Genomic DNA, 4,744 nt, shown 5'->3' with positions numbered 1-4,744 from the left:
GGGTGCTGCTGGGCTGCCTGCCCTACCTGAGCTACGGGCTGCTGCCGCTGTTCGCGGTGCCGCTGGCGGTGCTGGTCCTGACCCGTCCCAGCGCGGCCACGGTCGCCGCCGCCGTCGCGGGGCTGGCCGTGGCGCCGGTGGTGTTCACGCTGCTGGGGTTCTGGTGGCCGGACGGCGTCCGCGCCACCCACGACACCTACCTGATCAGCCGCGGGTCCGCGCAGCGCTCCTACGCCTACTTCGCCGCCGCGAACCTGGCGGTGCTCGGGCTGCTGACCGGCCCGGCGGTCGCGCACGCGCTGCCCCGCGCGGCGGGCGCGCTGAGGCAGGCGGTCCGGGAGCGTGCCGTGGCTCCGGCGGCCGGGGTCGCGGCGCTGGCGGGGGCGGCGCTGCTGGGCGTGCTCGTCCTGGACGCCTCCGGCGTCACCCGCGGCGAGGTCGAGCGGATCTGGGTGCCGTTCGCCGCGTGGCTCACCGTCGCCGCCGCGCTGCACCGGCCCCCGGCCCGGGCGTGGCTGGCGGCGCAGGCGGCGACGGCGCTGACCGTCCAGGCCCTGGTCCTGTCCCCATGGTGACCACCGGCCCTCTGACCTGCGCCGATACGCCCGTCAGAAAATCTTGAAGAAAATCCGGGTGGGATGTCGATCCGGGGACGGTCCGTGCGACGCGTCAGTGAAAGGCCGATGAGACACCGCACGGAAGGACCACCGCCATGACCGCCACCCACACCCTCACCGCCGCCACCGCCACCGCCGACGCCGCCGATGTGAAGGGACGCCGCGTCCTGCGCAAGGTGCTGTGGGCGCTCCAGATCCTCCTGGCGGCGTTCCTGTTCTTCGCCTCCGCGCTGCCCAAGTTCGCCGGGCAGGCCGACGCCGTGAAGACCTTCACCGAGATCGGCTGGGGGCAGTGGCTGCGGTACGTGACCGGCGCCGTCGAGGCCGCCGGCGCGATCGGCCTGGTCGTCCCGCGGCTGGCCGGGCTCGCCGCCGCCGGGCTGATCGGCCTGATGGGCGGCGCCGTCCTGACCCAGCTGCTGGTGCTGGAGCCGGCGTGGAGCCTGCTGCCCGCCGCGTACGCGGTCGTGTTCGCCGCGGTCGCCTGGGACCGGCGTGCCGAGTCCCGGCAGGTGCTGCGCTCGGTGCGGAGCCGCGTCCAAGGGCGGTGACCCCCGCAACAGTACGACGTCGAAGGACCCCGGAACCGGCCGGTTCCGGGGTCCTTCGACGTCATGCGGTCTCTAGGGGTTCGGGGGTTCCCGCCGTGCCAGGGCGCGGAGCTCGGCGGTCAGCGCGGCTGCGTCGTCGGGACGGCCGTGGTAGGCGGCCGGAGTCGTCTGGAACAGCGCCACCCGCCACTGGCCCATGAGCTGCGACGCGGTGACGGTCTGCACGGAGTTGGCGTCGGCGTTGACGTCCACGGCGCCGTCCGGGGCGCCGGGCGGGACCATCCCGGCGACGGCGTGCAGCACCGCGGCGCCGGGGCCGACCAGCCGCACGTCGCGGACCGCGGCGACGTAGCGGGCGGTGGGGTGGTGGGCGAAGATCTCCTCCATCCGCGCGGCGATCTCCGCGCGGCCGGCGTGCAGGCTGCCGTCGAACCCGATCGAGACGCCGTCGTCGCGGAACGGGGCGGCGAACGCGCGGCCGTCGCGGGCGTTCCAGCCGTCCAGGATCGCCCGGTACAGGCCGCGGACGGCGTCCAGCGCGCCGAGCCGGGCGGCGTAGCGGTCGTGGTGCACCTGCCAGCGCCCGGTGGTCCAGTTCGCCCAGTCGACGCGGGCGCCGTCGAGGGCCTCTTCGAGGTAGTCCAGGTGCAGGTGCCAGCCCGCCAGGGTCTGGACGAGGTACTCGCCGGGCACCCGGACGTCGCTGGTGAACACCAGATGCGTCCCTCCGGGCGCGGGGGCCAGCTCGAAGCGGAGCCGGCCGTGCAGGTCGGAGTCCAGCTCCAGCAGCCGCGGCGGGTCGAACACGGTGACGGTGCCGCGCGCCACGGCCTGCTCGGCGGGGTCGGCGGTGTTGAGCCAGCGCAGCTCGAACTTGCCGCCGGCGGCGGGCTCCAGGTCGGCGTCGGCGAGCCACGCCGACAGCTCGGCGGGGTCGGTCAGGGCCCGCCAGACCCGCTCGGGCGGGTGCCGCAGGCGGCGCTCGAACCGCAGCAGGGTGCGCCCGCCGTCCTGTGGGGTGGCCGTGCCGTCCGGAGCGGCCGTCCCGCCCGGGGTCGCGGTGCCGTCCGGAGCGGTCGCGTCGCCGGCCGTGCCGTCGGTGCTCATGTGTCGCCTGCCTTCCCGGTCGCCGGTGGTGCCCGGCCGTGCGGGCGGCGCGCCCGCACGGCTCACACCACCGAACATAACCCCTTCCGCATATAACTTGCAAGGCATGAACGGAGAGGGTCAGGGGGACGGCGGCCAGGTGATGAGGGTGTGCCCCCAGGTGACGCCGGCGCCGAAACCGGCGAGCAGGACCAGGTCGCCGGGCGCGATCCGGCGCGTCCGCAGGGCCCGGTGCAGGGCGTAGGGGAGGCTGGCGGCGCCGATGTTGCCGACGTCGTGCCCGGCGATCGCCAGCTGCGCCTCCTCCAGCCCGGCCGCGGCGGCCAGCGCGGCGACCAGCCGCGGGTTGGGCTGGTGCGGGACCACCAGCGCCAGGTCCGCGGGCTTGATCCCGGCCGCCTCGGACGCCTCGGCCACCAGCCGCGGGAAGATCTCGCCGATGAAGTCGCGGACGGCCCGCGCGTCCATGTGGATGGTGTGGCCGCAGCCGGTCACGGTGCCCTGGCTGGCGGGGGAGCGGCTGCCGCCCGCGGGGATGAGCACGTCGCCGGCGCGGGTGCCGTCCGACCCGAGTGCGACCGGGCCGATCCCGTAGGGGCCCGCGACGGGCCCGACCACCGCGGCGGCGGCGCCGTCCCCGAACAGCGCGGTGGTGGCCCGGTCGGCGTCGTTGAGGAAGCGGGAGTACACCTCCACGCCGATGACCAGCGCGTACGGGGCGGGGCCGCGCTGGGCGGCGAGCCAGCCGACCGCGGCCTGCAGCCCGTAGACGAACCCCGAGCAGGCGGCGGCGACGTCGAACGCGGCGGCGCGGGCCGCGCCCAGCAGCGCCTGGACGCGGCAGGCGGTGGACGGCCCGAGCTCGTCGGGGGTGGAGGTGCCGAGCACGATCAGGCCGACGTCGGCGGCGGCCACGCCCGCCTCGGCCAGCGCGCGGCCGGCGGCGGCAGCGGCCAGGTCGGAGGCGGCCTGCCCGGGCGCGGCGACGTGCCGGTGCCGGATGCCGGTGCGCCGCTCGATCCAGGACGGGTCCAGGCCCAGCGAGCGCGACACCTCCTCGCTGGACACCCGCCGGTCGGGCAGATACGCGCCGGTGGCCCATATCGACCACCCCATTTTCCCGTCGTCAGGCTGTCCGAAATGTGTTCGGTATTTGCACGGCCGCTGCTCGGGGTGGGTCATCGCTCGCTCCCCTCGACCGGCGTCGCCGCCGGTGGTCACTGGTCGGCCTGGCCTGCCGGGCCGGGCGGCCCGCGCCCCCGCCGCCGCGGGCGCGTGACGTGCGCACACCACTGACGGTTGCCAGGCCGATCCCACGAGTGAATAATCCCATTTCAGGGTCTGTGTTCCATAACTACGAGTTAAGCGGCCTTTATCCGAATAGAGATGAGAACCTTTCCTTCGAGGTAAGGAGACCCCCGGTGTTCTCTGATCCGCATCCGGCCGAGGAGCTCAAGCCCGACGACGCGTGCGCCTTCCTGTTCGCCGGCACCGGCTCGGCCGGAGCCCCCGACCTGCCCGCCCTCGCCCGGACCGGGCGCGCCGCCGCCCGCGCGGTCGCCGACGTGCTGGACGCCGTCCAGGAGGGCCTGCCCCGCACCCGCTGGCCGTCGATGCGCACGATCCTGCTGGACGACCCCGCCGCCTACCGCGCGGCGGCGCGCACCCCCGGCGTCGCGCAGCTGGCCGGATACGCCGCCTCCGTCGCCGCCGACCGGGCGCTGCGCAGCGGCGGCGTCCAGCCCGCCTACGCGGTCGGGCAGAGCTTCGGGGAGATCGCCGCGCTGGTCGGCGCGGGCGCGTTCGCGATCGCCGACGGCGCCCGCATGGCCGTCAGCCTCGTCGGGGTGCTGGCGCGCCGCGGCCGCGGCGGCGGCATGGGGCTGCTGGAGACCGGCGAGGACGGCCCGGGCGGCGCCCGCGCCGTCATCGCCGCCGCCGCCGAGCCGCAGGTCGTGGTGGCGTCGGTGAACGCGCCGTCGGCGACCGTCGTCGCCGGCCCGGACGGGCCGCTGGAGCGGGTCCTGGACGCGGCCCGCGGCCGAGGGGTGCGGGCCGTGCGGCTCGCCGTCCCCTACCTGTCGCACCATCCCGCGATGGCCGGCGCCGACGACGAGTGGTACACGATGATCCGCCGCTACCCGCAGCGCCCGCTGGAGCTGCCGGTGCACTCGCCGGTGCGGGGACGCGCCTACCACGACGGCGACGACCTGCACCGCGCGCTGGCCGACTGCATCGTCAAGCCCGTGCGGCTGCCGGAGGCGCTGCGCGCCGTGCACGCGGCGGGCGCGACCGTGTTCGCCGAGGCCGGCGCCGGGAACGCGCTGTGCCGGTGCGCGCGGCTGACCGTTCCTGGGGCGCGGACCCTCACCCCGCTGCGCGAGCGCCCCCACGACGGGCCCGGCGGCCGGGACGGCGAAGGCGGCCGCCGCGGCGGCAAGGCCGATCCCACCGCCCGCCCCTGACGCC

General features: G+C 76.3%; 4 protein-coding genes and 1 pseudogene. 3 read left to right on the top strand and 2 right to left on the bottom strand.

What is annotated here, in order from left to right:
* Nucleotides 1-575: pseudogene (locus tag E1287_RS44470) on the top strand (hypothetical protein); the annotation flags it as partial.
* 137 nt (nt 576-712) lie between these two features.
* Nucleotides 713-1,168, top strand: a complete 456-nt coding sequence (locus E1287_RS42115; protein WP_131971556.1) for a DoxX family protein — start codon at nt 713-715, stop codon at nt 1,166-1,168.
* A gap of 72 nt (nt 1,169-1,240) precedes the next feature.
* Here E1287_RS42115 and E1287_RS46175 read toward each other — a convergent pair whose 3' ends face one another.
* Both E1287_RS46175 and E1287_RS42105 read right to left on the bottom strand, forming a co-directional pair.
* A complete protein-coding gene (locus E1287_RS46175) occupies nt 1,241-2,341 on the bottom strand; it encodes an SgcJ/EcaC family oxidoreductase (protein WP_165969459.1) in 1,101 nt (366 codons plus the stop codon).
* 54 nt (nt 2,342-2,395) lie between these two features.
* The gene (locus E1287_RS42105; protein ID WP_131971552.1) at nt 2,396-3,391 is read right to left on the bottom strand and encodes a ketoacyl-ACP synthase III; all 996 of its coding nucleotides are present in this window, start codon (nt 3,389-3,391) and stop codon (nt 2,396-2,398) included.
* 305 nt (nt 3,392-3,696) lie between these two features.
* Here E1287_RS42105 and E1287_RS42100 point away from each other — a divergent pair, with 305 nt between their 5' ends.
* Nucleotides 3,697-4,740, top strand: coding sequence for an acyltransferase domain-containing protein (locus E1287_RS42100; RefSeq protein WP_131971550.1), 1,044 nt, complete (start codon nt 3,697-3,699; stop codon nt 4,738-4,740).
* Nucleotides 4,741-4,744 lie beyond the last annotated feature (4 nt).

It is taken from the genome of Actinomadura sp. KC06, assembly GCF_004348735.1.
Taxonomy (GTDB): Bacteria; Actinomycetota; Actinomycetes; order Streptosporangiales; family Streptosporangiaceae; genus Spirillospora.
The sequence above is the reverse complement of the archived record's forward strand: the minus strand, read 5'-3'. Positions and strand labels throughout refer to the sequence as shown.